The organism is bacterium, assembly GCA_035281585.1.
Classification (GTDB): domain Bacteria; phylum UBA10199; class UBA10199; order DSSB01; family DSSB01; genus DATEDP01.
In genome coordinates, this window is sequence record DATEDP010000131.1 from 1 (window position 1) to 21,726 (window position 21,726).

The window sequence follows — 21,726 nt, forward strand, 5'->3', positions numbered from 1 at the left end:
AAAGGGGCAGTCGAGTCCGCAACTCCTTTTTGCCTGAGGCCTAAGCCTCCAAAGTTAAGAAGAAGTGCTCCCAATATGTTTCCTGGAGAACATTTGGATTTCCCAAGAGGCCCCCCATCAGTACCTGTCGTGTGCAACAAGTTTTGTTGAGCGGAACGATTGGAAACGTGTTGAAACATGAGTGCCCCCTTGTCTGAGATTACCCCGCACTACTTGGTTATCGACGGAACAGAATCGTGGTTGCTGACTTTTTGCACCAGGTCAAGGTGGTGACTTAACACCACAACCTGTTCTAATCATATTGACAAGGGTGGTTTTAAGCTGAGGTCCAAATGAAAAAAGCCGCCTCATCCGAGGCGGCCTTTTTCGTCTATACCCCAGGTTCAATTTTTCTTCAGCAGCCTTCCGCTTCCGGATCTTCCAGGCAGGGATTGATCTGGGTCAGGCTCGGATCCACCGCTTGCACCTGAGGCCGATCGCCGACCTTGCCGTAGTCGGTGGGTAGGTCCGGGCCGATGGGCGGATGATCGTTATCGCCGCAGTCGGGATCGTCCACCGGGCAGACTTCCGGGGTTTCGACCGCTTGGATGTCCGGCGTATCGACCGGCCCAAATGGGGGCGGGTTGGGGTTGGCCGGGGGGTTCGGATTCTCGGTCACCGGCGGGACTTCGAAGTCGGCGTTGCCGCAGGCGATGGGCAGGCCGAGCAGGGCCAGCATCAGGAATAGGTTTGCGAGCTTTTTCATTTCGATCTCCTCATCTCGGGCCCGGGATGTGCGCGGGCTCCACCTTGACGAATTACAAGTCCGGTGCCAATTAAAGGCCTTGGAAATTCAAGGGATTCTGGTGGCGCTTGGAAGAAATGGAAGGATGTGAATGTGAACTTAATGCCTTGACGCAGGAGGTTCGATCGTTTAATCCCGAGGCCCGCTCTGAAGCGAGAGTGGCGGAATTGGCAGACGCACTAGATTCAGGGTCTAGCGATCGCAAGGTCGTGGGGGTTCAAGTCCCCCCTCTCGCACCATTTATTCTCATCTTTTTGATTTCTTGCGCCTCCATTCCAGACCCCTTACCTTAGGAACCCGTGAAAAAGAAAAAGCAAGGCCGCCCGACAGCCAAAAAATCCCATCATCGCCAGCCTAAAAGGGCTCAGCCCAAGCCCGCCGAGAAGGGCAAGGCCATTCCCGATCAATTTCTCGAAGGCCTGCTCAAGCTCCACCGCGACGGCTACGGCTTCGTTCTCTCCGAGACGCCGGGCGTGCCCGATGTCTTCGTGCCGGCCCGGCGGATGAAGGGCGCGATGAACGGCGACCGGGTCATCGTCACCGTCCGCCAGAATGCCGGCGACGGCCGCTTGGAAGGCGGCGTCAGCGAGATCCTCAAGCGCGGCAGCGCCTGGCTGCTCGGCGTCCTCCAGAAGCGGGGCAACAACTACGTGGCGGTCATCCAGGACAAGGCCGGCGTCACCGAGTTCGTCATTCCGCCTAAAAAATTGAACGGCGCCGAGGCCGGCCAAAGCGTCGGCCTTAAGATCCTCAAATATCCCGAAGAGCATGCGTCGGGCCTGGCTGAAGTCGTCCAAGTCTTCGAGCGCCGCGGCGATCCCGGCACCGAGCTCGAGATCGTCATCCTGAAGCACCAGCTGCCCCACAAGTTTCCCGACGAGGTCTTGGGCGAGGCCGCCGCCTGGCAGAAGGACCGCGACTTCGAGCCCGAAGGCGGCCGCCGCGACCTGCGAAGCTTGGATTTCGTCACCATCGACGGCGAGACCGCCAAGGACTTCGATGACGCGATCTGCGTCAAGCCCGAGGGCAAGGGCTGGCGGCTTTGGGTCTCCATCGCCGACGTCAGCCACTACGTCACGCCGGACTGCGCCTTGGACCGCGAGGCCTTCCGCCGCGGCACCTCGGTTTATTTTCCGGATTACGTCATCCCGATGCTGCCGGAGGAGCTGAGCAATGACCTCTGCAGCCTGCGGCCCAAGGAAGACCGGCTCACCTTCACCTGCGAGATCCTCTTCGACGAGCGGGGGATGCCCAAGGTCACCGACATCTACAAGAGCGTGATCCACTCCAAGGCCCGCTTGACCTACAAGCAGGTCGCGGCCGCCTTGGTCGAAAAGATGGAGGAGGTGCGGAGGCCGCTGGAGCCGCTTTTGCCGATGCTCGAGGACGCCTTCCGGCTTTACAAGCAGCTGCGGGCTCGGCGCACCGAGCGCGGCAGCATCGATTTCGACCTGCCCGAGGCCGAGGTCCAGCTCAGCTTCGAGACCGGCGGGGTCGAGAGCATCGTCCGGGCCGTCCGCAACGACGCCCATCTGCTGATCGAGGATTTCATGATCGCCGCCAACGAGGCGGTGGCCCGCTTCATCACCCAGCGCAAGACCCCCGGCGTCTACCGGGTCCACGGCGAGCCCGAGCCGGAGAAGGTCAAGCGCTTCCATGAGCTCTTGCACAACCTCGGCTTCAACATCGCCTTTCCGGAAAAGCCGCGGCCCGGCTTCTTCAACCGGGTGCTCCAGCAGGTGAAGGGCCATGCCGAGGAGCGGCTCATCCAGCACATCCTGCTCCGCTCGATGAAGCAGGCGGTCTATTCCGAGAAGAACCTCGGCCATTTCGGCCTGGCCTCGACTTGCTATACCCACTTCACCAGCCCGATCCGGCGCTATCCCGACCTGATGGTCCACCGGGTGCTCCAAGGCATCCTGGAAAATTCGGCGCCGCGCTCCGAAAAGGCAAAGACGATCCGGGAAGCCGAGCTGGCCCAAGCCGCTTCCCACTGCAGCCGCCGCGAGCGCACCGCGATGGAGGCCGAGTGGGAGGCCATCGATTTGCAAAAGGCGCTCTTTATGCAGCGCTATGTCGGGGAGAGCTTCCTCGGAGTGGTTTCGCGAATCGCCAAGTTCGGCTTCTTCGTCGAGCTGGTCGAGTTCTTCGTCGAAGGTCTGGTTTCGCTCAACGACATCAAGGACGACTATTACGTCTACGACGAGCGCAAGCACCGGCTCAGAGGACGCAAGACCGGCCGGGTCTTCAAGATCGGCACCGAGCTCTCGGTGACCGTGGCCAAGGTCGACGTGGAGGAGAGGCAGATTTATTTTACGGTGGCTTCGTCATCTTGAGTATGCGCACCGTCATCCTGAGCGAAGCGAAGGATCTGCGACCCACCAAGGGCCTATAAAACGCCAGAGCTACTTCGTCTCTTCGGAATCCCATCCGATGATCGAAGGAGCTTAGTTCTTTCAAAGATCCTTGAGAGGTCGCAGATCCTTCGCTTCGCTCAGGATGACTAGGCCAGGCCTTGGCCTGGCCTAGTCATCTAACTCCTTGACTTATCTAGTTTTCTTCTTATAACCCGATTAATGGAGTCGATGGCCTTTCTCCTGCTCGGGTTTTATTTCTTGCTGCTCGCCTGCTTGGCGGTTTTTGGCCTGCACCGCTACTACCTGAGCTACCTCTATTATAAGAACCTGGACCGGCGGCCCGCCGGCGTTCCCGGCTTCGGCGAGCTCGAGCGCTTGCCCTTCGTGACGGTGCAGCTTCCGATCTACAACGAGAAATACGTCGTCGAGCGGCTCCTCAAGCAAGTCTGCGCCTTGGACTACCCGCGGGAGAAGCTCGAGATCCAACTGCTAGACGACTCGACCGACGAGACTCAAGAGATCGCCAAAGCCGTGGTGCGGGAATGCGCCGGGCTAGGCCATCCGGTCGTCTATCGCCACCGGACCAATCGCCTGGGTTTCAAGGCCGGCGCCTTGGACGAGGGAATGAAAGAGGCCAAGGGCGAGCTCATCGCCATCTTCGACGCCGACTTCCTGCCGGCGCCCGATTTCTTGAAGAGGATGGTTCCGTACTTCTACATCCCCAACAAGAAATACGGCATGGTCCAAGCGCGCTGGGGCCATCTCAACCAAGACTACTCCTTGATGACCCAGGCCCAGAGCATCTTGCTCGACGGCCACTTCGTCATCGAGCACACCGCCCGCAACCGTTCCGGCCGATTTTTCAATTTCAACGGCACCGCCGGAATCTGGGATCGTCGTTGCATCGAGGCCGCCGGCGGTTGGCAGCACGACACCTTGACCGAGGACTTGGACCTCAGCTACCGGGCTCAGCTCAAAGGCTGGAAATTCCTCTACGTTCCGGAAGTGGTGGTGCCGGCCGAGCTGCCGGTCGACATGAACGGCTTCAAATCCCAGCAGCATCGCTGGGCCAAGGGCTCGATTCAGACCGCCAAAAAGCTCATGCCCCGGATTTGGCGGAGCGCCTTGCCGAGCAAGGTCAAGGCCGAGGCTTCCTTCCATTTGCTCAATAATTTTGCTTACGTGCTGATGGTTCTGTTGTCCTTTTGCATGCCGCTCTCGCTCTACCTGCGGCACCAGCTTCATCTGGAGTCGGTGATCTGGATCGACTTACCGATTTTCCTGATGGCGACGGTCTCGATCTCGACCTTCTATATTTGCTCGCAGCGCGAGGTCTATCCGGACTGGAAGTGGCGGCTGCTTTACCTCCCGCTGAACCTGGCCTTGGGCATCGGTCTGGCGGTCAACAATACCAAGGCGGTCTTCGAGGCCTTGATCGGCCGGGAGAGCGAGTTCACTCGCACCGCCAAGTACGCCATCGCCGCCAAGTCCGACGGCTGGCAGAATAAAAAATACCGCAGCAACTTCAGCGTGGTCACCTTCGTCGAGATATTCTTCGGAATTTATTTCAGCGGCGCGGTGGTTTACGCCTTCATCCACGGGCTTTGGATGTCCTTGTACAGTTTGCTCTTCTTCCAAGTCGGATTTTTCTACGTCGGAATGCTCTCGCTCTTCCAAGGCAAGACCATGATCTCGGCCGCGCCGGCCCTGAGCGCTTCTTCGGTGTCCGCTGAATAAGGGGGTTGTCATCCTGAGGAGCGAAGCGACGAAGGATCTGCGACCGCCCAAGGTGGATAAATAGACTTGGGTGGTCGCAGATTCTTCGCTTCGCTCAGAATGACGGCTATTGGGGCTTGACACTCCGGATCGGCCTAGTCATCATGAGCCTCAAGCTATGAAGAAGTCCTTCGAAGTCACCTTGTTGAACCAGAAGTTTCAGCTCAAGAGCGAGTCCGACGAAAAATACGTCCAACGGGTGGCCGATTTCGTCAATAAGAAGCTCTTCGACATCCAGGAGAAAACCAAGTCGGTTTCCTCGCTGAACGTCGCGCTGCTCGCGGCCTTGAACATTGCCGACGATCTCTTTAGAATAAAGGGTGAAGGGAAGGACAAGATTCAGCAGGCTCGGGGTAAGGTCAAAGAAGCGCTGCATCTGATCGAGCGCCGGCTCCCGTAGCAAGGGGCTCTAGCCCCGCCAAGATAGATCTTTTATATATCGACCGGTTTCCCTGCCTTGTTCGCGCTTGGGACTTTTTTCATGATTTAGAACCTAGCTGACGAGAACGGGAGCCTCCGCTCATGGCGGTGCGCAAGCCCGCCGGCCCTCAAAAAGCCGACGCGGGAAGCCTGATGCCACGATTGAGGCGCCCACCTATTTTTTTGGGTTCAAATCTCGCCGCCCCACACGACAAAAGGTGGGGAGAATTTTGAAGTTCTCCCCCGGCGCTCCGGCTTCGGGGGAGGACTTGAAATTGAGTCGGTGACGACGCAACGTTGAAAACCAATATTTTAATAGATTCCCTTTGAAACAAAGCGGCGGATGATTCTTCAACTTGATCCTCTTCTTTCCACCGCCTAGCGAAATATTTTTTTCTCGCCACGAATTCCCCCTAGGGACCGCAGCCTGGTTCTTCGTCCGCGTTTTCCCGCCTTGATTTCCCACGAATCGGAATAGCGAGCATCGGCATGGACCGTTCTGAAAAGCAGCGCATCCGCCGCGAGCTTTCGGCTCGCCGTCTGGGCTTGAGCCCCGAGGAGGCCGCGGCCGCCGGCCGGTCGGCCGCCGAGCACTTGCTGGAGCGGGAGGAGATTCGCGCCGCTCCGGCCGTCGGCATTTATTGGGCTCACCGCGGCGAGCTGCCGACCGAGGCGCTCTTTCGGGGGCTGAAGGCGGCCGGCAAGAAAATTTTCCTGCCGCGGATCGAAGCCAAGGGCGACCGCTTGGTCTTCGCGCCCTTCGAGAGCGAAGGCGAGCTCGAGCCGGGGCCCTTCGGGGTCCTGGAGCCCCGGGGTGGCGCGACTCTCGAGGCCGGCGATTTACCGGTCTTGGTTTTGCCGGGCTTGGCCTTCGACTTGGCCGGCGGACGGATCGGTTGGGGGCAGGGCTATTACGACCGGGTCCTGCGCGGCTATTCCGGCTGCCGGCTGGCCCTGGCCTATGAGTTCCAAGTCCTGGCGGCCTTGCCCCGCGAGGCCCACGACGAGGCGATCCATATTCTGGTGACCGAGGCGCGAAGCATCGAGGTAAGGAGGGCAACATGATCTGGACCATCGTCCTGTCCTTGGCCGGCTTGATCCTGGGCTTGGGCCTGGGGGTCCTACTACGCAAGAAATTGGGCGAGGCCAAGATCGTCTCGGCCGAGCGCGAGGCCGAACGGATCTTGGAGGAGGCCGAAGCCAAGGCCGGGCAGCACCGCAAGGAGCTGGAGCTCGAGGCCCAGGCCGGCAAGCTCAAGGCCCAGCAGGAGATGGAGGAGGAGACCCGGCTGCGCCGGGGCGAGCTCGAGAAGATCGAGCAAAGGCTTTTCACCAAGGAAGAGAGCCTGGAGAAAAAATCCGAGCAGCTGGAGAAGCGGGAGGAGGAGCTCGGCGGTCGCGAAAGCTCGCTCGAGGCCAAGGCCAAGGACGCCGAGGACTTGCTCAAACGCCATCGCCAGATGATCGAAGAGTCGCGGAGCGCCCTGGAGCGGGTCTCGGGAATGTCGGCCGAGGAGGCCAAACATCGGCTGGTCCAGGCGGTGGAAAGCGAGGCCCAGGTCGAGGCCGGCCGGCGCTTGCGTCAAATCGAAGAGGAGACCAAGGCCCAGGCCGACAAAAAAGCCCGCCACCTCATCACCAAGGCGGTGGAGCGCTTGGCCGGCGAGTGGGTGGCCGAGAAGACCGTCACGGTGGTTCATTTGCCCAACGACGAGATGAAGGGCCGGATCATCGGCAAGGAAGGCCGCAACATTCGAGCGATCGAGCAGGCCACCGGCATCGACCTCATCATCGACGACACCCCGGGAGCGGTGATCCTTTCGGGCTACAACCCGGTGCGCCGCGAAGTGGCCAAGATCGTGCTCGAAAGGCTGCTCCAGGACGGCCGGATCCACCCGGCCCGGATCGAGGAGATGGTCGCGCGGGTCGGCCGGGAGGTCGACGTCCAAATCAAGGAGGCCGGTGAGGCCGCCTGCTTCGAATTGGGCATTCACGGCCTCCACCCCGAGCTGATCAAGCTCCTCGGCATGCTGAAATACCGCACCAGCTATGCCCAGAACGTCTTGATCCATTCGATTGAAGTCGGCTTCCTTTGTGGGACGATGGCGGCGGAGCTGGGCATGAACGAGAAAATGGCCCGCCGAGCCGGCTTGCTTCACGACATCGGCAAGGCGGTGAGCCACGAGATCGAGGGCTCTCACGCCATCATCGGCGCCGACTTCGCCAAGAAGTACGGCGAGGATCCCCGAGTGGTCCACGCCGTGGCCGCCCACCATGAGGACGTTCCCCAGACCACCGCCCTGGCCCATTTGGTCGACGCCGCCGACGCCCTGAGCGGGGCGCGGCCCGGGGCCCGCAGCGAGGTCCTCGAATCCTACGTCAAGCGGGTCGAGGATCTGGAGCGGATCGCCAAGTCCTTCGACGGCGTCGACAAGGTCTACGCCATCCAGGCCGGCCGCGACATCAGGGTCCTGGTCGACCACGACCGGGTCGACGACAATCAAGCCGCTTTACTTTCCCGCCACATTGCCCGAAAGATCGAGCAGGAGCTGACCTATCCCGGTCAGATCCGGGTTACGGTCATTCGGGAGAGCCGCGCTGTAGACTATGCAAAGTAAATTTGCGAATCTCCCCCCTTTGAAAAAGGGGGGAACAAGGGGGGGATTTGACGGAGCAACGATTCATGACAATCCTGGGATGATAGGACCAGCGTTTTAAATCCCCCCAGCCCCCCTTTTTCAAAGGGGGGATTTTAGATCGGCTATTATTTATGAATTTACTTTTCATCGGTGACATCTTCGGCGAGCCCGGCCGTTTGGCTGTCCAAGAGTGGGTGCCCAAGCTCCGCCAGCAGCGGGCCATCGACGTGGTGGTGGCCAACGGCGAGAACGTGGCTCACGGCAAGGGCATCACCGCCAAGACCTCCGAGCAGCTCTTCGCCGCCGGGATCGACGTGATCACCACCGGCAATCATGCCTTCGACCAGCACGAGGTCCACGATTATTTCAAGCGCCAACCGCGGCTGCTGCGGCCGGAAAATTATCCGGCGGCCTCGCCCGGCCGGGGCTGGACCGTGATCGAGGTCTACGCCGGGGTGAAGCTGGCGGTGATCAACCTGATCGGCCAGATCCACATGGAGCCGGCCGAATCGCCCTTCGCCGCCGCCGACCGGGTCTTGGCCGAGTTGAAGGGGAGGGCCGACGTGGTTTTCGTCGACATGCACGCCGAGGCGACCAGCGAGTCCCGGGCGATGGGCTGGCACCTCGACGGCCGGGTCGCGGCGGTGCTCGGCTCCCATACCCATGTCCAGACCGCCGACGAGGAGATCCTGCCGAAAGGAACGGCTTACCTGACCGACGCCGGAATGACCGGCCCTTATCGCTCGATCATCGGGATGAAGCTCGACAATGTCTTGCGGAAATTCCAGACCGGGATTAAATCCCGCTTCGAGCCGGCCGAAGGCGACGTCCGCTTCTGCGGCGCCATCGTCGAGATCGAAGAGTCGAACGGCCTGGCGCGGAAGATCGAGCGAATTCAAATTAGATTATGAAAAGGATCAGAAAGAACCCCCCTTTGAAAAAGGGGGGCAGGGGGGATTTAAAGGCTCTGGAGGCGATTCTCGGTAACGCTCTAGGCACAAATGCCACCGTTTTAAATCCCCCTTAATCCCCCTTTTTCAAAGGGGGAAAAGGAAAATGGAACAAACTTTACAAAAGCTCAAACGCGGCACCGTCGAAATCCTCTCCGAGGAAGAGCTCCGCAAGAAGCTCGCCAAGGGCAAGCCGCTCAAGGTGAAGGCAGGCTTCGATCCGACCGCGCCCGATCTTCATTTCGGTCACCTGGTTTTGCTGCGCAAGCTGAAGGCCTTCCAAGACTTAGGGCATCGGGTTTGCTTTCTCATCGGCGACTACACCGCCGCCATCGGCGATCCCAGCGGGCGCAACGAGACCCGCCCGCCGCTCACCCGGGCCGACATCGAGAAGAACGTCCAGACTTATAAGGACCAAGTCTTCCGGGTCCTCGATCCCAAGCAGACCGAGGTCTTTTACAACTCGGCTTGGCTCGACAAGCTCGACGGCCGCGGCATGATCAAGCTGGCCAGCCGCTACACCGTGGCCCGGATGCTGGAGCGCAACGACTTCGAGAAGCGCTACAAGGCCGGCCAGCCGCTGGCGATCCACGAGTTCCTCTATCCGCTGCTCCAGGGCTGGGACTCGGTGGCGATGGAGGCCGACGTCGAGCTCGGCGGCACCGATCAAAAGTTCAACCTGCTGATGGGCCGCCATCTCCAGCGCGAGGAGGGCCAGGAAGAGCAGGTGGTGATGACCCTGCCGCTGCTCGAGGGCTTGGACGGCGTCGAGAAGATGAGCAAGTCGAAGGGCAATTACATCGGCGTGACCGAGGCGCCCGACGCGATGTTCGGCAAGCTGATGAGCCTCTCCGATTCCTTGATGTGGCGCTACTATGAGCTGCTGACCGACCGATCGACCGATGAAATCTTGCAGCTGCAGAAAGAGGTGGCCTCGGGCGCTCTCCATCCCAAGGCCGTCAAGGTCAACCTGGCCAAGGAGCTGATCGCCGGCCTCCACGACGCCAAGGCCGCCGAAACCGCCGCCGCCAACTTCGACAAGGCCTTCACCCAGCGCGAGGTCGAGCGGCTAAGCGACGTCGAGGTCGCTTCGGACAAGGGCAGCATCCTGGCATACCAGGCGGTGAAGGAGGGCGGCTTCGCCGCCACCGGCAACGAGGCCAAGGCCAAGATCAAGGGCGGATCGATCCATTTGAACGGCGAGCTTCTCAAGGATCCCTTCGCCGAATTGAAGGACGAGGGGCAAGGTCTCTTGATCCAGGGCAAGATCGAGAAGAAAAGGGTCGAGCGCCGGATTCTGCTGAAGCGGGCTTGATGGAGGCGTTGACAGTAGTCAACGCTAAAGCTGCCAGCGGATGGATCGTCATTGCCGCGGCCCAACAAAAAGCTGCAAGATTCTCCCACAACGCAATCCGCATCGCGAATTTCTGAAGCAGGCCGGTTCCGCGCCCTGCATCCGGGGTTACGCAATTGAAGAATTTGCTTCTCTAGCCAACGGCGATGGGGGGTGGTGTGTCCAAGATCGGGTCATTGGTGCTGTTGTTCGTCGTCAAAATTTTTCATCTCGCCGCCATGGCGCTATGGTTCGGAGCCGCCTTCTCGACTCCGGCCGATGTCCGTAGAACCTTAGCCTCCCCTGGCTCGGACATTCCGGCTCTGCTCCAGCGGCTTCGCCTGACCGCCAAAATCATGAATGGATCGGGCTTGGCCACCCTGATTACCGGATTGATCTTGGTGCAGCTCCTCGGGGGCTTCGCCGCCGTCCCGCTCCGCATTCATCTGGGATTGGCATTGACGCTGCTCATTTTCGTCGTCGGACGCTGGATGATCCGTCCGGCCGTGGTGGAGCTGTCGAAGGCCGCCCGCGAGCCCGGCTTTGCCGCCGTCGCCGGCCGAATTTCGCGAAAATTTTCCCGGGCCGTCGCCCTGGAGCATGGGCTGCGCATCGTCGTGCTCGTGCTGATGGTTTATCCAATTTAATCATCCAAGGGAGGAAATATGAGACAAATCCAAATCGAATGGGTCGAGCTGAACAAGAAAGTCACGGCCGACCTGATTCCGGACAACAACCCCGAGCTCTGCGACTTGCTGTGGGAGCGTCTCCCCTATACCTCGATTCAAACCCATGCCTTGGTCTCGGGCCATCATCTCTACCATATCGCTCCGATTGCCGAGCTGGTCACCACCAAGGCCCAGTTCAAGGTGCCGGACCGCACCAAGTCCGACGATGGGACCATCTTCCTCTCGCAGCTCCAGCACATGGCCATCAAGTACGGAAAGCTCTCGGAGTACCTTCCGGCCGCGCCGGTCGGCCAGGTCATCGCCGAGCATATCCCCATCCTCAAGGAAGCGGGCGAGGGTTGCTGGGACGCGGTTTACCGGACCAAGCAAGTCATCGAAGTGCGGGTCAGCCGGAAAGGCGACGATAGCAAGAAGTTCTATTTTCCGACCTTCGAGGAGATCAAGCGCGAGCCGGTCCGCAGCCTGCTCAAGGAAATCCAGGATGAAACCTGGCGAACTTGGGTGAAGCCGCCGCAGGAGATCTTGGACATCCATGCCGGCGCGATCCGCAGCGGCGCCGGCAGCTGCGGCCAGTATTTCACCACCATGCTCTTCGTCAACGGCGAAACCCGGCCCCTCGGTTACAGCGGATTCGGCGGATTGATGCAGCTCTGCAAGAATCCGGAGATCACCCTGGATACCTTGCAAAAGGTGGCGCCCCATTTCGTGAAGACCCCGGCCGAGTTCCTGGGCTATTGCGGTCTCGACACGCTGTGGAGCTTCACCGACCGGACCTTGAAGCTGTTGCCGGACTTGAAGAGCAAGGAAGAGCTCTTTGCCCTGGTTTCGATGCTGGCCCTTTACACTAACCAGCTCAATGCCTGGAACCTTCACTTTTTCCCATGGGCCGAGGGCAAGGCCTACACCTTCGCCACTCAGTCCGAGACCTTGAAGAAAGAGGTGTTCCTCGACGTCGCCGCCCAGCATGCCCGGAGCGCGAAGCCGATCTCTTTCACCGATATGGAATGATTCCCCCAGGGACACCCGGCTGGTTCAGGGGCGAGCGTCCTGGGCCGCGTAAGCCGGGTGTCCTTCTTTGCACGACAGCAGAGCCATGGTGGCCAGCAGGGTGTCGAAGAAGGCCCGGACCGAAACGATCTTTCGGTCTTTCAGCTCGAGGATCCAGCAATATTCCTGACGATAAGGCAGGCCGGTCTTGGTCGTGGAGCTTCCTTTCCAAAGAACCACCGCGGCATCGCCCTCGACCAGGATTCGCTGGATTTGGCAGCGAAAGGGTTCGGCCATCGTCTTTTGCACCGGCAGGATCAGGCCTTCGACGCAGGCCTGTTTGCCTTTAAAGACTCCGGTCACCGGCGAGGTCCCGGTCACCGTCCACACGATGTCGTCGGAAAGGGCCTCGAAAAGGGTGTTCCAATCGCCGTCAGCCTCGATGCGGCGGAAGAGGTCGGAAATGAAGTCTTTATTGCTGGGCGGATTATTCATCGCTCTCATCCTCCTCCAAAAGATCTCGAAAATGCTCCAAAGCCTCGGGACGGATCTTGATCAAGGGTTCCCCGGTGGCTTCCGCCGGCTCCTCGGTGGCCTCGGCTTCGATGTCGGTCGGCGCGACCTTGTCGATCGCTTCTTTGGGCGGCACGTAGAGGGTAATGCCGCCTTTTCGTTGCGGAGCCTCGTCGAGACAATCGACCGGCTCCTCGCCCTCTTCGCAATGATCCTTATCGCGCTCCCCATCCGGGTTCACTTCAGGCGGGGCGGCCGGACGGTCGCCGGCCGGCGGGTTGCCGGCTTCGGAGCCGCCTTCGAGGTCCAGCCCGTTCATTCCCTCCACGCATCCCGACAGAAGGAAGAAGGCTCCTATCGTTCCGATCCAACATAAAATCCGCTTCATGATGCCGCCTTTCCTTGGGTGACCGGGAGCAATTGGATGCCGAGGATGACCACCTCCTCGGGTTCATGGTCCTCCGAAACCAGCTGGAGGATCTCCCGGCGAAATTCCTGCACCCGGCGTTTCAACTCCGAAACCCGCGATCGATGGATTCCCAAGGTCAAGGCGCTGATGTCGCGCTCGCTGGGGTGCCGGCTGCCGGCTTGGCGCAGCAGGATTTCCAAGACGCTGCGATGGTAATGGAGCAGGACCGCCGAATCGGATTCGGCGCCGCTGCTGACCAGCGGCGAGGCTTGGCGCCAGCGGCCTTCGGCCGTTTTCTCGATGAAGCCCAGTCTCTGCAAAAGCCGTATCGATTGATTCACCTGGGCGACGCCGACGGCCGGATCGAGCCGGGCGGCGATCCACTTCGCCGTTCCGTCGAAGTCGCGGGCCACGACCAATTCCCGAACCACCGGATGGTACCAAGCCGAATAGTACTCGTGGCGGTCGCGCTCCAAAGGCTCCAGCCCTTGGAGGCACTGCATCCGCAAGAGCTGGCGGTAGCGCTCGTTTTTCTCTTCATGGGTGTCGGCTTGGTTGAACAAGACCAGCTCCCGAAAATATTCGCCTTCGGAGCGGTTCAATCGAAGCCCCTTGGCGAACATCCGGCTGCTCTTCTCGGTCAAGTTTCTCCGGCCTTCCATGACGAGCTTGAAGATGTTGGAGGAACGAAAGCCGGCGCGCCGCGCGAAGAGCCGGTAAGAGAAGCGCCGATTGGCCTTGAGAGCCTGATAGCGATCGCGCAGAAAGTGGCGGTAGTCGAAATACTCGAAGAGCGGAATGGACATGGCTCGGTACCCTATTGTTGACTGGAGTCAACGAGCCATTTGACGGAGTCAACGCGCCGCTTGCTCTCACATTGGGGTCGACTTTTCAAGGGCTTGGTCGGGTATCGAGAGGTCTTCATGAAATTTCAGAATTGGACCTTCCAGCCCCGGCCTCATTTCCAGGACCCAAAAAAATTTATAATAAATCTAAGTACTTACGATGAGCATCGGCCTCTTCGGCCTTGGCCATCCTCCTGCATTCTCCTGGGGCATAGCCGCCTCACGGTGGTTTAAGGAGGAATCGATGAGCTTTTCGCCCCTAAGAAACGATCTTTATCTCGACCAATATTTTTCCAGCCCCGAGCCGGCGCCTGTTGAGGGCGGGTATTCCGATGGCGGTAGCTACGAGAGCTTCGAGGAAGATTTCCTGATCGAGGAAGGCTTGGACCCGGTCGATGCGTCCGCCGGCGAGGGTGTCGCGGAAGAAGAATATATCGAAGAAGAGCCGCTCGAACCCAGCTCCAGCCAGAAAGAGGCGATGGAGTGGCTCGAGGAGCACGGTGAGGATCTCGAAGAGGAGTTTGTGGACGCCCAAGACCGCTTGGCCGAAATCCTCGGCGGCTCCGAGGAGCTGAAGCCCGAGGAGCGGAAGGCGAAATTGGAGGAAGTCGAATCGACGCTGGACGAGATCGAACGCGAGCTCGAGGAATACGCCGACAAGGAAGAGTCGCTTCGCGACAGCGAGTTGCCGGAGGAGCTTTGGGAATTCGACGCGGTCGTCGACGTCGAAAGCATGGAAGACGATCTCGAATCGATCCGCAAGGACCTCGGCACCGAGCTCGAGACGGCCGAGGAAGAAGCGACCGAGATCGCCGAAGCCGAGGCCAAGGCCGAGGAAGACGAGAAGGAAGGCCGGGCGCTCAAGGATCAGCTGAACGACGTCCTCGGTTACCTGAACGGCGGCAAGGACCGTCTTTATTTCACCGCCAAGGTCTGGGGCGATAAGCACATCAAGGATTACCACGAGGACATCACCCAGTATGCCCTGTCGATCATCTCCCAGATGGCCGACGCCGCTGCCAGCGGCGATTGGACCCAAGCGACCGCTTCGATCGAGGCCTTGGCCAACGACAAGGCCGACAACGCCCTGGGCTTGATCGGCTTCCTCTTGAGCGAGTTTGCGCCCCAGACTCTGGACAAGCTGCCTTCCTCCTTGCTCGAGGTCATGGCCGACGGCGTGCGCCGGGGCAATGAGCCGGACCATGCGGGGATTTACTACATCAACCAAAACGGAAAATACGACACGCCGAAGGACGACCGCCGGCGCAAGGATATGGGTCACGTCGGCTTCACCTATCTGGAGGCGGCCGAAATCTTCGAAGCCAAGGCCGATGCCAACCGGGCCCGCGAAGAGGCTGAGGCCGAAGCGGCGGGAGATTCCGAGGATGAGGTGGAAGCCGACGGTTGATTTTGCCCAAGGCTTGGGATTATTGACGGTTCCTTAATGGAACTCATTCACCATTACTTTGGGCTTCGCCATGGCGAGTCCCACCCCAGCTCTCAAAATAGGATTTGCAGCTCTCTGGCCGGGGGCGTTGATCCTCGTAATGGGCTCACCGCCCAAGGCTGCGAGGAGGTCGCCAGCTCCACCCGCCGGTGGGTCCGGGAAATAGGCGGCTCCTTGCGGTCCGCGATTCACGAGAACCGGCTTCGGGTGATTCATTCGCCCTTTAGCCGGACCAAGGAGTCGGCTGAAATTTTCTGGAGCGTCGTCGGTGGGTTCTTTCCGGAGATCGAGGCCCATCGGAGTCATTGGACGGTTCCATCGGATTTTTTGAGAGAGCGCTATTTCGGCCATTACGATGAGAAGAGCCCCAGCGACCGGCTTTATCAAGAGATTTGGCTGGCCGATTCCTTGGATCCCGGCCATACCCTCCAAAATTGCGAGAGCGCCGCGGCGGTTCAAAGCCGGGTCAAGCGGCTGGTCGAGGGTTTCGAGGCCTTAAACGATCTGCCCAAGGGAACTTGGCTGATCTTAGTTTCCCACGGCGACACCTTGAAGATCGCCCAGACTTATTTCGCGGAGTTGTCGGCTTCCCTTCATCAGGACTCGGGGATTGTCCCCGGCTTCGAGACCGGAGAAATTCGAAAGTTTCGGTGACGGTTTTGTGTCAATTGGATTAAATTTGGCCAGGCTTCGATCTAAGCGCTTGAAGGTGTTTTTCGCATATTATAAGGCTCTGACATTCCCTAAATCCCAAGGAGCCAATCATGCGAAAATTTTCGTTTCCCGATTTTGCCAAGCTTTTATTCGCCGTCGTGCTGGCGCTGAGCTCGGGCTCGGCTGCGGCCTTGGATGCGCGGTACCAGGACGCCAACGGTGATCTCGTGGCCGATTCGCCCGCTGAGACGATCGATCCGCCGGTGCTGGTCTTCGCCTATACTCCGGTTGAGGACCCGGCGGTTTACGCCAAGGTTTGGGATGAGTTTTTAAAGCACATGGAGAAAACCACCGGCAAGAGGACGATCTTCTTCCCGGTTCAGTCCAACGCCGCCCAAATCGAAGCCATGCGCGCCGGCCGCCTGCACGTCGCCGGCTTCAATACCGGAGCGACGCCGCTCGGAGTCAATTGCGCGGGCTTTGTTCCTTTCGCCATGATGGCCGGCGACAACAACGCCTTCGGATACGAGATGGAAATCATCACCCACCCGACGAGCGGCATCACCAAAGTCCAGGACCTCAAGGGAAAAAAAATGGCCTTCACCTCCGAGACCTCGAATTCGGGCTACAAGGCGCCGTCGGCCCTGCTCAGCCAGCAGTTCGGGCTCGTCGCCAGCCGCGATTTCACGCCGGTCTTCTCGGGCAAGCATGACAATTCGATTCTCGGGGTCGCCAACAAGGATTACGACGCCGCCGCGATCGCCAACGAAGTCATGAAAAGGATGGTCGATCGCGGCGTCGTGAAATCCGACCAAATCATTTCCATATACAAGTCCGAAACCTTTCCCACCACCAGCTATGGCTATGTCAATAATTTGAATCCCGCTTTGGCCGCCAAGATCCAGGAAGCTTTCTTCACCTTTCCGTGGAAAGGCAGCGGTTTGGAGAAGGAATTCAGCAAGCAGGGCGTCACGAAGTTCATGCGCATCGACTACAAGAGCCATTGGGACATCGTTCGCAAGGTCGACCAGGCCATGAACGTCAGCTATGGCTGCAAGTGACGCCATGCTTGAGATTCACGATCTAACGAAGCGCTATCCCACCGGTGACTTGGCCTTGAACGGAGTCAGCTTGCACGTTCCCCCGGGTCAGTTGATCGGTCTGATCGGGCCGTCAGGGGCCGGCAAATCGACGCTGATCCGCTGCATCAATCGGCTTGTCCAGCCGACCTCGGGCCGCGTCCACTTCGAAGGCCAAGACGTCCTTCGGCTCGGAAGATCCAAGCTTCGCAAGGTTCGCCGCCGGATGGGGATGATTTTCCAAGAGCATGCCCTAATGGAACGTCTCACCGTGATGGAGAACGTCCTCTCCGGCAGGCTGGGCTATGTCGGCTTCTGGAAAAGCTTTTTTCGGAAGTTTCCGGCCGAGGACGTGGCCGCGGCTTTCAAGCTGCTGAAAAGGATCGGAATCGAAGCCTTGATGAACAAACGGGCCGATGAGCTCTCCGGCGGCCAGCGTCAGAGAGTCGGAATCGCGCGAGCCTTGCTCCAAAACCCATCCCTGCTGCTTGTCGACGAGCCGACGGCCAGCCTCGATCCCAAGACCTCGCGGCAAATCATGCGGCTCCTCTGCGAGCTCTGTGAAGAGCAGCACCTTTCCGCAATCGTCAATATCCATGACGTGGCCTTGGCTCGGGCGTACCTGCCGAGGATCGTCGGTTTGCAGGCCGGCAGGGTGGTCTACGACGGTCCGGCCGACGGCCTGAGCGCGGAAGTGCTGACTCGCATCTACGGCGAGGAAGATTGGGAGAGGGTTCAGCAATCGGAAGACGAAAGCGGTCCTCGGGTCGACAGGGATGCCGATAAGTTGGTTTCCAAGGAGGCTCTTGAAGCCTCATGATCACCCACGACTTAACCTCGACTTGGTCCCGCCCCAAATTGATCTCCAATCCGCTCAAGCGATACGGGCTATTCGCTATCGTTTTGATTTATTTGATTCTGGCGATCAGCGACGTCGAGTTCAATTGGAGCCGGTTTCTCATCGGCTTGGACCGGGGCTGGGCTTTTCTGTCCGGATTTTTCCATCCCAATATCACGTCTCGATGGGGAGAAATCGTGGTTGGAATGAGGGAGAGCCTGACCATGACGGTCACGGCCACCGCCGCCGGGATCCTGATTTCCTTTCCATTCGGCCTTGGCGCGGCCAGGAATCTATCGATCCGGCCGGTCTATTATTTCTCCCGTGCGGTCATCGCGGCTTCGCGCAGCCTGCAAGAGATCATCATCGCGATCTTTTTCGTGGCGATGTTCGGCTTCGGGCCCTTCGCCGGCTTCTTAACCATCGTTTTCGCGACGATTGGATTCTTGGCCAAGCTGATCGCCGAGGAAATCGAGGACATCGATGCTCTCCAAGTTGAAGCGATCCGCGCCACCGGAGCGACTTGGCTTCAGACCTTCGTCTACGGCGTCTTGCCCCAGATTATGCCGCGGTTCGTCGGGCTTTGCCTTTACCGCCTGGATATTAATTTCCGGGAGTCGGCGGTGGTCGGCATCGTCGGCGCCGGCGGCATCGGCGCCACCCTCAATACCGCCATCGACCGCTATGAGTTCGAAGTCGCGGCCGGAATATTGATGCTGATCATTGCGGTGGTCATTGTCTTGGAATACCTGTCCGGTTTTGTGCGGAAGAGGGTTAAATGAGCTGGAAGCGTCGAAGCACCGCTAAAGATTTCGCCGTCTGGCTTGCTTGGCTGCTGACGGTTGCGGTTGTCGTCTATTGCTGGAAGGTGATGAACCAAGACACCATCTGGGCCTTCGTCACCGATGCGCCGCGACAGCTCGCCGATATCTCCGGGCGGATGCTCCCGCCTAAATGGTCCTATATTTCGGAGCTATGGAAGCCTTTATGGGACACATTGAATATCGCCACTTTAGGAACCGCCCTCGGGGTCCTGCTGGCGATTCCGATCTCTTACTTCGCGGCTCGGAACGTCACTCCCAGCCCTAAGATTCTTCGGCCCTTGTCGTTATTATTGATCGTGTCTTCGCGTTCGATAAACTCGGTCATTTGGGCCCTGCTCCTGGTGTCGATCTTGGGTCCCGGCCTTCTCGCGGGAATTCTCGCCATCGCGCTTCGGTCGGTCGGTTTCGTGGCGAAATTGATTTACGAAGCCATCGAGGAGGTGGACCCGGTGCCGATGGAGGCCATTGTCGCCACCGGCGGGAGCAACGGACAAGTTCTGACTTACGCGGTGGTCCCCCAGATAATGCCGGCTTTCGCGGGCATCAGCGTTTTCCGTTGGGACATCAATATTCGCGAATCCGCCGTCCTGGGCCTCGTCGGCGCCGGCGGCATCGGGCTTCAGTTGGACCAATCTTTGAGCACCTTGGCTTGGCCTCAAGTCAGCCTCATCCTGCTCACTATCTTTTCTCTGGTTCTGGTCAGCGAGTGGGTTTCCGCGAAAATCCGTCACGCGATCATTTAAGAAGACTTCTTGGCCTTCTCGCTCTTGGCCTTTTCAATCTTTTCGTTTTGCTTGTCGTAGCCCTCGGCTCCCCGCTTGACCTGGTCGGGGTTGCGGCTCAGGAGCCGCACGACGGCGTAGAGCGTGGCCGAGCTGGCGTCGGAGGATTGTTCGGAAAGCGCGGCGGCCTCTGTCAGGATTTCAGTGCCCACTTTGTCCTCCGGCTTGGCGTTCGAGGCATAGCGGATCAAGCGGCCGACCTTGATGGGGCCGCCGTCGAATTGTCCGGCCTTGGTTTGGTCGTAGGCCAGCTTGGCTCTTGCCTTGACCTTGTCGGGACCGGTTTCGGCGAGCGATTGCAAGGCTTCGAGGATGGTCTTGGATTCGCCCTTTTGGAGGCGCTCCCGCACCATGCCGATCAGCTCTTGCTCGGCGGCCGCTTCCTTGGCGATCAAGTCGAGGCTGGTTGGATCGCCCCAGAGCATGTCGATGAACTGACCGAATTGTCCGCAAAAGCCATTGGCATCGGCCGACTTGGCGCGGTGCTCTTGATTGACGCGGTCCTCCCAAGCTTTCAAAACGCCGAGGTTGACCGGGATCAATTGGCGGCTCTCGATGTCCTCCATGAATTCGAAGGCGGTGAGCAGGGCCGCCGGCAGGCCTTCGAGGGCTTTCTTGGCCTCCTCGGGCTTGTTCTCTTGGACGGCCTTGCGGGCCTGGCCGTATTTCTGCCGCAATAAGGTTTCGCCCTTGGCGGCGTCGCCGCCGCCGAGCTGTTGGAAGCCCTCGGTCCGGGCGGCTTCGAAGGCGGCGATGGCCGCGTCGTTTTTGCCCTCGGCCAGGGCTTGATAGGCCTCGAAAATCTTGGCTTGCGAGCGAATTTCGCCGTCCGAATCGGCCTTGGCGAAGCGAGCGGCCAAGCCGAGACAGGCGATTCCCAAGGGCCGAAGCTCCGGCTGAAAATTGCTCAAGGTGAACATCTGCTCGGCTTGGCTTTGAAGTCCGGCCAAGGCCGCGAGCTTGGCTTCCTTCGGTTTGCCATGAGCCTGGCCGAGCTCGCTTTCGAGAGCTTGCAGCGACTCCCGCAATTGGGGGGCTTGGGCCTTCGCCAAATGGGCCTGGTCGCTCAAGGTCATCAAAAGGATTTCTTGGGCGGCTTGGGCGATCTGGGCCTGTTGGTCCTTCGCTTGTTGATCCTTAGGCGCCGAGCTCAGCGCGGCTTGCATCTCCGGCAAGATGGCTTCGCCGATGCTCACGCGCATCACGCGAACGATTTGGCTCTCGGGAAAGCGGCCGAGAAACTCGCTCAGAACCTCTAGGCCATCCAAGGGATGGCCGCCCAGCAGCAGGACTTTCCCCAAAGACCGGGCGGTGCGTTCATTGTTGGGATCCAGCTGGTAAGCTTTTTGAAAGGCCTTGAAGGCCGGTTCCAATTTCTGTTTCTTGGCCAGCTCGACGCCTTGTTTCAGAAGTTTTTCGGCCTTCTTGGCGTCGGCGGCGCTAACTTGAGGAATGGCCGCTACCTTCTTCGGCGGTTGAGCGGTCAAGGGATGGGTCGGGCTCTTCCCCGAGGGCTGAATTTTTTGCAGCAAGGGATTGGCGACGATCGGAGCCGGCGGATGGGAAGCTTGTTTCCCGTCGTTGGACGGAGGCGGCGGCGGAGGCGGTGGTAAAGAATGAACCTGTTTGGGAAAAGCGGTGCCGAGAGTCCGAGCCGTCATGGTGCCTCCGTGATTTGGGCGTGCCGGGGCCCACGAACGGAGAAACCCATCCCGCGTGCCCACGGGAGGAAGCCACAGCAAATCGGGTGCCAGATTTTTCAAGAAGGGCGTTTTTGCATTTTTGGCGCGAAAATGACGAAAAACGGTCGGTGCGGAAAGAGCGGCCGGTGGGGAGCCGAGTTCTCAATGGGAGCCGGCCGGGAGTCTGTCCCCCTCAAAAAAATGGCCGTCGCCTTTGAACCGGCGACGGCCAGCAGTGTACGGTTCGCCAAAACCGTCCTGGTTATTTCGCCTCAAGCGCTTGACGGGCCTCTTCTTTATGGGAGGCGTCGCGGCTCAACAGGTGGACCATTCGGTAGATGCCGGCCGCGGCTTTCTTCTGCTCGTCGCTTCCGTCGGACAATTCCTTGGCGTCCTTCAGCAATGCAGCGGAGCTTTCGGCATCGGGCTGGGTCGAGGAGCCGAAAGCGGCCAAGCGTCCGGCCCGGCTGCTGCCGAAGGGCATCACCAAGCCGGATGTCGCCATGACCTCGAGCGCCGCATCCTTCAGCTCGGCATCGGAGCCCGCGTAGACGTCCTTCAGGGCTTCCATGATTGTCTTGAACTTTCCGCTTTCCAGCCGAGCTCGGACGGCCGAGACGAGATTGAGCCGGATGGTTTCGCTCTTGAGGATCTTGTCGGCCTCGGTGACTTCGGGCCGCCAGATCTTGTCCCAAGCGTTGTCGAGAGCGCCGACGTT

21 protein-coding genes, 1 tRNA gene and 1 other RNA gene are annotated in these 21,726 nt (G+C 59.6%); 17 read left to right on the forward strand and 6 right to left on the reverse strand.

Annotation, left to right across the window (positions count from 1 at the left end; all coding sequences use genetic code 11):
- Positions 1–394: 394 nt before the first annotated feature.
- Positions 395–745 carry a hypothetical protein gene (locus tag VJR29_11420; protein ID HKY64020.1) on the reverse strand — a complete coding sequence of 117 codons (351 nt, stop codon included), beginning with the start codon at positions 743–745 and terminating at the stop codon, positions 395–397.
- A 191-nt stretch (positions 746–936) separates the two neighbouring features.
- On the opposite strand from VJR29_11420, the gene VJR29_11425 reads away from it, so the two are divergent.
- From VJR29_11425 to VJR29_11475, 11 genes are all read left to right on the forward strand, one after another.
- Positions 937–1,023 (forward strand) — tRNA-Leu (locus VJR29_11425).
- Positions 1,024–1,083: 60 nt separating this feature from the next.
- Entirely contained in the window at positions 1,084–3,120 is a 2,037-nt protein-coding gene (rnr, locus tag VJR29_11430) for a ribonuclease R (GenBank protein HKY64021.1), read from the forward strand.
- A 249-nt stretch (positions 3,121–3,369) separates the two neighbouring features.
- Positions 3,370–4,878, forward strand: a complete 1,509-nt coding sequence (locus VJR29_11435; GenBank protein ID HKY64022.1) for a cellulose synthase family protein — start codon at positions 3,370–3,372, stop codon at positions 4,876–4,878.
- A 157-nt stretch (positions 4,879–5,035) separates the two neighbouring features.
- On the forward strand, positions 5,036–5,317 hold the full coding sequence (locus VJR29_11440; protein ID HKY64023.1) for a cell division protein ZapA: 282 nt from the start codon (positions 5,036–5,038) through the stop codon (positions 5,315–5,317).
- A gap of 46 nt (positions 5,318–5,363) precedes the next feature.
- Positions 5,364–5,566, forward strand: a non-coding RNA gene (gene ssrS / locus VJR29_11445) — 6S RNA.
- 260 nt (positions 5,567–5,826) lie between these two features.
- Positions 5,827–6,402: a 5-formyltetrahydrofolate cyclo-ligase gene (locus tag VJR29_11450; GenBank protein HKY64024.1), complete on the forward strand. Its 576-nt coding sequence runs from the start codon at positions 5,827–5,829 to the stop codon at positions 6,400–6,402.
- Positions 6,399–7,955, forward strand: coding sequence for a ribonuclease Y (rny, locus tag VJR29_11455; protein HKY64025.1), 1,557 nt, complete (start codon positions 6,399–6,401; stop codon positions 7,953–7,955). The genes VJR29_11450 and rny overlap by 4 nt, the downstream gene beginning before the upstream one ends.
- A 152-nt stretch (positions 7,956–8,107) precedes the next feature.
- Positions 8,108–8,887 (forward strand): TIGR00282 family metallophosphoesterase, encoded by a 780-nt coding sequence (locus VJR29_11460; GenBank protein ID HKY64026.1) that lies wholly within the window; start codon positions 8,108–8,110, stop codon positions 8,885–8,887.
- Between the two features lie 145 nt (positions 8,888–9,032).
- Positions 9,033–10,241: a tyrosine--tRNA ligase gene (gene tyrS, locus VJR29_11465; GenBank protein ID HKY64027.1), complete on the forward strand. Its 1,209-nt coding sequence runs from the start codon at positions 9,033–9,035 to the stop codon at positions 10,239–10,241.
- Positions 10,242–10,438: 197 nt separating this feature from the next.
- Positions 10,439–10,906: a hypothetical protein gene (locus tag VJR29_11470; GenBank protein HKY64028.1), complete on the forward strand. Its 468-nt coding sequence runs from the start codon at positions 10,439–10,441 to the stop codon at positions 10,904–10,906.
- Positions 10,907–10,924: 18 nt separating this feature from the next.
- Entirely contained in the window at positions 10,925–11,956 is a 1,032-nt protein-coding gene (locus VJR29_11475; GenBank protein HKY64029.1) for a hypothetical protein, read from the forward strand.
- A 24-nt stretch (positions 11,957–11,980) separates the two neighbouring features.
- Here VJR29_11475 and VJR29_11480 read toward each other — a convergent pair whose 3' ends face one another.
- The 3 genes from VJR29_11480 to VJR29_11490 form a co-directional block, all read right to left on the reverse strand.
- A complete protein-coding gene (locus tag VJR29_11480; GenBank protein HKY64030.1) occupies positions 11,981–12,430 on the reverse strand; it encodes a nuclear transport factor 2 family protein in 450 nt (149 codons plus the stop codon).
- Entirely contained in the window at positions 12,423–12,767 is a 345-nt protein-coding gene (locus tag VJR29_11485) for a hypothetical protein (GenBank protein ID HKY64031.1), read from the reverse strand. The genes VJR29_11480 and VJR29_11485 overlap by 8 nt, the downstream gene beginning before the upstream one ends.
- 65 nt (positions 12,768–12,832) lie before the next feature.
- Entirely contained in the window at positions 12,833–13,663 is an 831-nt protein-coding gene (locus VJR29_11490) for a TIGR02147 family protein (GenBank protein HKY64032.1), read from the reverse strand.
- 283 nt (positions 13,664–13,946) lie between these two features.
- On the opposite strand from VJR29_11490, the gene VJR29_11495 reads away from it, so the two are divergent.
- From VJR29_11495 to phnE (VJR29_11520), 6 genes are all read left to right on the forward strand, one after another.
- Positions 13,947–15,110, forward strand: coding sequence for a hypothetical protein (locus VJR29_11495; protein HKY64033.1), 1,164 nt, complete (start codon positions 13,947–13,949; stop codon positions 15,108–15,110).
- 36 nt (positions 15,111–15,146) lie between these two features.
- The gene (locus tag VJR29_11500; protein HKY64034.1) at positions 15,147–15,803 is read left to right on the forward strand and encodes a histidine phosphatase family protein; all 657 of its coding nucleotides are present in this window, start codon (positions 15,147–15,149) and stop codon (positions 15,801–15,803) included.
- A gap of 110 nt (positions 15,804–15,913) precedes the next feature.
- Entirely contained in the window at positions 15,914–16,864 is a 951-nt protein-coding gene (gene phnD / locus VJR29_11505; GenBank protein ID HKY64035.1) for a phosphate/phosphite/phosphonate ABC transporter substrate-binding protein, read from the forward strand.
- Positions 16,865–16,868: 4 nt separating this feature from the next.
- Positions 16,869–17,702 (forward strand): phosphonate ABC transporter ATP-binding protein, encoded by an 834-nt coding sequence (gene phnC, locus VJR29_11510; protein HKY64036.1) that lies wholly within the window; start codon positions 16,869–16,871, stop codon positions 17,700–17,702.
- Entirely contained in the window at positions 17,699–18,502 is an 804-nt protein-coding gene (gene phnE / locus VJR29_11515) for a phosphonate ABC transporter, permease protein PhnE (protein ID HKY64037.1), read from the forward strand. Before phnC ends, phnE (VJR29_11515) begins: the two co-directional genes overlap by 4 nt.
- Positions 18,499–19,287: a phosphonate ABC transporter, permease protein PhnE gene (gene phnE / locus VJR29_11520; protein HKY64038.1), complete on the forward strand. Its 789-nt coding sequence runs from the start codon at positions 18,499–18,501 to the stop codon at positions 19,285–19,287. The genes phnE (VJR29_11515) and phnE (VJR29_11520) overlap by 4 nt, the downstream gene beginning before the upstream one ends.
- On the opposite strand, the gene VJR29_11525 is transcribed toward phnE (VJR29_11520), so the two are convergent.
- Together VJR29_11525 and VJR29_11530 are read right to left on the reverse strand one after the other, a co-directional pair.
- Complete coding sequence (locus tag VJR29_11525) at positions 19,284–20,987, reverse strand: hypothetical protein (GenBank protein HKY64039.1); 1,704 nt, start codon at positions 20,985–20,987, stop codon at positions 19,284–19,286. The genes phnE (VJR29_11520) and VJR29_11525 overlap by 4 nt on opposite strands.
- 283 nt (positions 20,988–21,270) lie before the next feature.
- A partial coding sequence (locus VJR29_11530) for a hypothetical protein (protein ID HKY64040.1) occupies positions 21,271–21,726 on the reverse strand: 456 nt, incomplete at its 5' end.

Excerpts from the sequence above, each read along its gene's own strand:
- phnD (HKY64035.1), top strand. The coding sequence starts at position 15,914 with ATGCGAAAATTTTCGTTTCCCGATTTTGCCAAGCTTTTATTCGCCGTC.
- tyrS (HKY64027.1), top strand. The coding sequence starts at position 9,033 with ATGGAACAAACTTTACAAAAGCTCAAACGCGGCACCGTCGAAATCCTC.
- VJR29_11525 (HKY64039.1), bottom strand. The coding sequence starts at position 20,987 with ATGACGGCTCGGACTCTCGGCACCGCTTTTCCCAAACAGGTTCATTCT.
- VJR29_11475 (HKY64029.1), top strand. The coding sequence starts at position 10,925 with ATGAGACAAATCCAAATCGAATGGGTCGAGCTGAACAAGAAAGTCACG.
- phnE (HKY64037.1), top strand. The coding sequence starts at position 17,699 with ATGATCACCCACGACTTAACCTCGACTTGGTCCCGCCCCAAATTGATC.
- phnE (HKY64038.1), top strand. The coding sequence starts at position 18,499 with ATGAGCTGGAAGCGTCGAAGCACCGCTAAAGATTTCGCCGTCTGGCTT.
- rny (HKY64025.1), top strand. The coding sequence starts at position 6,399 with ATGATCTGGACCATCGTCCTGTCCTTGGCCGGCTTGATCCTGGGCTTG.
- VJR29_11480 (HKY64030.1), bottom strand. The coding sequence starts at position 12,430 with ATGAATAATCCGCCCAGCAATAAAGACTTCATTTCCGACCTCTTCCGC.
- VJR29_11495 (HKY64033.1), top strand. The coding sequence starts at position 13,947 with ATGAGCTTTTCGCCCCTAAGAAACGATCTTTATCTCGACCAATATTTT.
- VJR29_11500 (HKY64034.1), top strand. The coding sequence starts at position 15,147 with ATGGAACTCATTCACCATTACTTTGGGCTTCGCCATGGCGAGTCCCAC.
- VJR29_11485 (HKY64031.1), bottom strand. The coding sequence starts at position 12,767 with ATGAACGGGCTGGACCTCGAAGGCGGCTCCGAAGCCGGCAACCCGCCG.
- VJR29_11490 (HKY64032.1), bottom strand. The coding sequence starts at position 13,663 with ATGTCCATTCCGCTCTTCGAGTATTTCGACTACCGCCACTTTCTGCGC.
- VJR29_11440 (HKY64023.1), top strand. The coding sequence starts at position 5,036 with ATGAAGAAGTCCTTCGAAGTCACCTTGTTGAACCAGAAGTTTCAGCTC.
- VJR29_11420 (HKY64020.1), bottom strand. The coding sequence starts at position 745 with ATGAAAAAGCTCGCAAACCTATTCCTGATGCTGGCCCTGCTCGGCCTG.
- VJR29_11460 (HKY64026.1), top strand. The coding sequence starts at position 8,108 with ATGAATTTACTTTTCATCGGTGACATCTTCGGCGAGCCCGGCCGTTTG.
- VJR29_11435 (HKY64022.1), top strand. The coding sequence starts at position 3,370 with ATGGCCTTTCTCCTGCTCGGGTTTTATTTCTTGCTGCTCGCCTGCTTG.
- VJR29_11450 (HKY64024.1), top strand. The coding sequence starts at position 5,827 with ATGGACCGTTCTGAAAAGCAGCGCATCCGCCGCGAGCTTTCGGCTCGC.
- phnC (HKY64036.1), top strand. The coding sequence starts at position 16,869 with ATGCTTGAGATTCACGATCTAACGAAGCGCTATCCCACCGGTGACTTG.